The following is a 3,967-nucleotide window of genomic DNA, read 5'->3' on the forward strand; positions in this document are numbered from 1 at the left end:
AAGCATGGGAAAAGTATTTCTCAGGACAAAACCATGACTTTCTTTCGGCAACGGTGGCAACGCAGGAAGGCGGATTTCTTCTGGCGGGTACGTCTTTTTCCGGAAAAGGTCTGGATAAAAAAGATGCTTCTAAAGGAGGATCCGATATCTGGCTGATCCGGATCAACGAATTTGGAGATGAACTTTGGCAGAAAACTTTAGGAACTGCTCAGGATGAAGAAGCAAGATCGGTGATTCAGACTGCTGATTTCGGATTTATGGTCGCCGGAAATGTTCAGAATGCAGCTAACGGTTTCGGATCTAAAGACGTGATAGTAACGAGACTTGATAAAAAAGGAAAAGTTGTTTCAGAATTAATTTTAGGCGGAAGAGGATTGGATGAGGTGGAAAAAATGATCCCTACTCCGGATGGAGGAGCGTTGTTGGGCGTTTATTCGAGGAGCGGAAAATCTATTAATGATAAAACATCAATGATGAATGATAAAATCAATGATCAATTATCATTTATTAATTATCCAAAGTCTACTGAAAATTTCGGGGAGGGGGATTTTTGGGTGATCAAGCTCAGCAAAGACAACAAAATAGAATGGGAAAAGAATTTCGGAGGTAAGGGTGATGATCATTTGAGAACCATGGTTTTTACTTCTTCAGGTTATATTATTGGTGGAGAATCGAGATCTGAAAAGTCAGGAAACAAGACCGTAGGAATTGAGGAAGGAACCGATGTATGGTTGATCTCTTTAAATACAAAAGGTGAAGAGCAGTGGCAGAAATCTTATAATTTTAAGAACCGTGATATTCTGATGGGGATGAATGTGATTAATAAGAGCCAAGATAAAAGAGAAAAGAATAAAGATGTCATCCTGAGCGGAGTCGAAGGAACTAAAGGCATTTTACTGGGCGGTTATACTCAGGCGGAAGGAAGAATTGAGGCAGATGACGAGACTTTCTGGATGATGTACATTGATAATGACGGAAATGAGCAATGGCGAAAGCATGTAAATGGCGAATCGAGAAAGAAAGAGGAAAGGCTTTCTGACCTGAAGATGAATAAGGACGGTTCTATTGTTTTGGCAGGAACGAGTGCCGAAGAATTGGGAAAAGAGAACTGGAAGATTGTAAAATTGGGTGATCAGCAGATTGACCAGTTGATCGAAAAGCAAAACATTAAAATTTATCCTAACCCTGTTTCAGATTATTGTTATGTGGAGATTGGGTTTGAGGGTTTGAGAGCCGGAGCGTTTGAGGCAGAGATCATTATTTATGATATGGGAGGAAGACAGCTTCAGAGTTTGAAAACAAAGAATAAAGTGACAAAAATAAATACGCAGAATCTGATTCAGGGGGCTTACCTGGTTGTGGTGAAAACGGATGATGAGAAAACTGCGAATGCGAAACTGATTAAAAAATAAAAACACATGAGAAAAATAATAATTTGTGCAGGCGTTATATTAACCAATAGCTTAAATGCACAAGCATCAAATCCAAATACGGGATCTGTAGGGAATCCAATGGAGAATATTAAACAATTGTACCCTGCTGCCCCAACAGCAAATAATTTAATGAAATTTGAAGAAGTGCCGGTAAGCAATTACACCGGTATTCCAGATATCAAGATTCCTATTGCAGGTATTCCTACATCAAATCCTCAAATCGCAATGAATGTATCTTTGAATTATCATCCGCTGAATGCAAAACCCGATGACAAATCAGGGGAAGTTGGTTTAGGATGGAGTTTGTTTGCAGGAGGCAGTATTACAAGAACTGTAAGAGGAACACCGGATGATCAAGCTGTTTTGGCGTCTTTTGGTGGACAACCAACAGTAGGAATTTATTTCGATGAATTTACTTCTAATTATTCGACAAAAAATTATACCCGAAAATATTTAGATGCTATATCGGGAACAGGTATTGACAATGCTGATATGGAAAAATATAAGAAGTTATTCTATGAATCAGCATTTTTAAATAAATATGATACAGAGTATGATCTTTATCAATATAATTTTATGGGTTATACCGGCAGATTTATCATCAAAAAGAATTCTAATAATGAATTATTTGTTGATAAATTAGATAAAAACAACCTTAAAATTGCAATAAATTCTTATAATCCTAATAACAGTTTTGAGGCAGCTGAATTTATAATTACAGATGAATCCGGAAATAAATATTTATTTGATGTATTAGAAAAATCATCCAGATCATCATTAACGAATAAACAAACTTTTGGTGGAGATCTCAATACAAATGCAGCCAACTTAGGCTCAACTCCATCTGCTTTTCATCTTAGTAAAGTATCTGATGCTTCAAATGTTGCTCTTGTAGAATTTGATTATAATCCTTCACAACAAGTATTTTATACAGATAATTCAAACATCAGCAGAACCAAAGAATTTCCTGATGACGATTCTACATTACTACCTTACCCTGTAAGAATACAATTTGATAAGGAAATTCCGGCAATGAACGAAACAAATACCGTATCGACAATTACAACAGTAAGAAATCTGCAAAATATCCGAATACTTGGTAAAGGAATAATTAATTTTTCTTACTTGCAAGGTAGAACATAATTATAGTGCAAATACTAATAATTCTGTATTAGGAAAAGATTATTGGGAATGGTTTAATTGTCCGCGTCCTTATGCCAATCCTTTGCTTGCCAAAGAGGCATCTCCGGCATGTATTAAAATTAATATTTTAGAAAGTATAAAGCTACCTAGTGGAGGGATGAGAGCTTTTGATTTTGGAACAAATACATATTCTTTTGATCACACGGGTACACCTATAAATAATTTTGATGAAAATGTTGAAAACTGGATATATAGCGCGACTTCCAATATCAGTTTACAAAGTACATTCCCTGTGGAAGCATATCATAATTTAGGATCAGATCCACAGAACAGAACATTGATTATAGAAAAATCTGAGGTTTTAAATAATGATAACGCAATAGGATTCTTGTATTTGGATAAACTGGGCCCTAACAATCAGGTTCTTCAAAGCAGCGCAATGCATAATATGTATAATAAAGAATTTACCCTTGATGCAGGATATGCTTATAGATTTAAATTTATATGGACGAATATGAATGATCAGGGTACAGCCAATATTGATTTTGCTTACAAATCTAAAAATCCTGTACAGAAACAGTGGCTGAACGGAGGAGGAATAAGAATTAACAGCATCAGCTATTTCGATAAGCCAACCGATGCTTTACCTGCAAAAAAGGTTAATTTTTCTTATAACGATCCTAATAATTCTGCGAAAAGCAGCGGAGCTTTGGTTTTTCCTAAACCAATATATAATTATGATTATAGTTATTACAATGATTTCGTTTATTCATGTGGCGGTAATGGCAGTTTATGCAAGTATTATTATAGCAACAATTTTACGATCTTTTCATCAGGAAATTTCATTCCGGTTCAGAAAACACAAGGTTCGGATGTGGGATATCAGAATGTAAAAGTTTCAGAAACAGATAAAGGTTTCTCTCAGTACACTTATACATCTCCGATTGATGAACCTAATCCAGATTATGTTACAGGAGCTCCGTTTGTACCGGTAGCTAATTACGATTATAAAAGAGGGCTTTTAAAAACTGAACAAAAAAGAGATAACAGCAATACTTTATTATCTACAAAAAGTAATCAATTCTCCATTTATGATACTGAAAAAATTACCGGTATCAGTTTGAGAAACAGAAATACTCCTTTCACCGAATATATATATGGAGGTATATTTCCAACTTATGAGTCATATATAAGCACATGTATATATAATTATAATCCGAATGTTTTAAACAGCGCTTATTGTGGTGATTCTGATCCTTCTACTATGATTTCAATTACTAATAATACTGAAATTGTAGGCAAAGTCAATCCAAATCATTCTGAAACTACAGAACATCTTAACGGAAAAACGATACAGACCTCTGAAACTACCACATTCAACACTAGAGATT

At 35.1% G+C, this 3,967-nt stretch carries 3 protein-coding genes; all 3 read left to right on the forward strand.

Going from position 1 to position 3,967, the window contains the following annotated elements; all coding sequences use genetic code 11:
- Positions 1-1,412 (forward strand): T9SS type A sorting domain-containing protein (locus AB4Y90_RS17385; RefSeq protein ID WP_441558825.1); only part of this gene is annotated, 1,412 nt, incomplete at its 5' end.
- Positions 1,413-1,418: 6 nt separating this feature from the next.
- A complete protein-coding gene (locus tag AB4Y90_RS17390; protein WP_441558826.1) occupies positions 1,419-2,576 on the forward strand; it encodes a hypothetical protein in 1,158 nt (385 codons plus the stop codon).
- Positions 2,577-2,658: 82 nt separating this feature from the next.
- Positions 2,659-3,967: hypothetical protein (locus AB4Y90_RS17395; RefSeq protein ID WP_441558827.1), on the forward strand; the 1,309-nt coding region annotated here is incomplete at its 3' end.

Origin of the sequence: Chryseobacterium sp. 2TAF14, from assembly GCF_052115105.1 — a bacterium.
Classification (GTDB): Bacteria; Bacteroidota; Bacteroidia; order Flavobacteriales; family Weeksellaceae; genus Chryseobacterium.

Bases quoted from the DNA above. Each gene is read 5' to 3' on its own strand.
- AB4Y90_RS17390 (WP_441558826.1), top strand. From the start codon at position 1,419: ATGAGAAAAATAATAATTTGTGCAGGCGTTATATTAACCAATAGCTTA.